The organism is Pseudoalteromonas sp. GW168-MNA-CIBAN-0100 (genome assembly GCF_040309225.1).
Classification (GTDB): domain Bacteria; phylum Pseudomonadota; class Gammaproteobacteria; order Enterobacterales; family Alteromonadaceae; genus Pseudoalteromonas; species Pseudoalteromonas arctica.
Window position 1 is genome coordinate 1 of record NZ_JBEOOL010000332.1, and the last position, 318, is coordinate 318.

The following is a 318-nucleotide window of genomic DNA, read 5'->3' on the forward strand; positions in this document are numbered from 1 at the left end:
CTATATAGCCGTCGTTTAAGTTTATTAACTCATAAACTTGTCGACATTGTTGCTTAGCACCTTGCGTTAAAGTAGCCTGCAGGGTGGCAACATCTTGGTTTAAATTACTAAATGGCACTCTAAAAACCTGATTAGTGATCAGCGTTTTTATTGCGCTATTAAAACCATGCTGCAATGAAATACGTTTAACTAAGCTGTCGTATGGTCGAGGTTGAGTACGATATTTAGCTTTTAATACAAATAAATGCACAGTACGTATTTTTTTATCGTCCCAAATAGCACCAAAGGTAGAATTAAAAAAAGTATGCGCTATTGGCT

General features: G+C 35.8%; 1 protein-coding gene. It reads right to left on the reverse strand.

Annotation, left to right across the window (positions count from 1 at the left end; all coding sequences use genetic code 11):
- The coding region (locus AAEY62_RS21355) for an isocitrate dehydrogenase kinase/phosphatase AceK regulatory subunit (protein WP_350636382.1) at window positions 1-318 on the reverse strand (318 nt) is incomplete at both ends.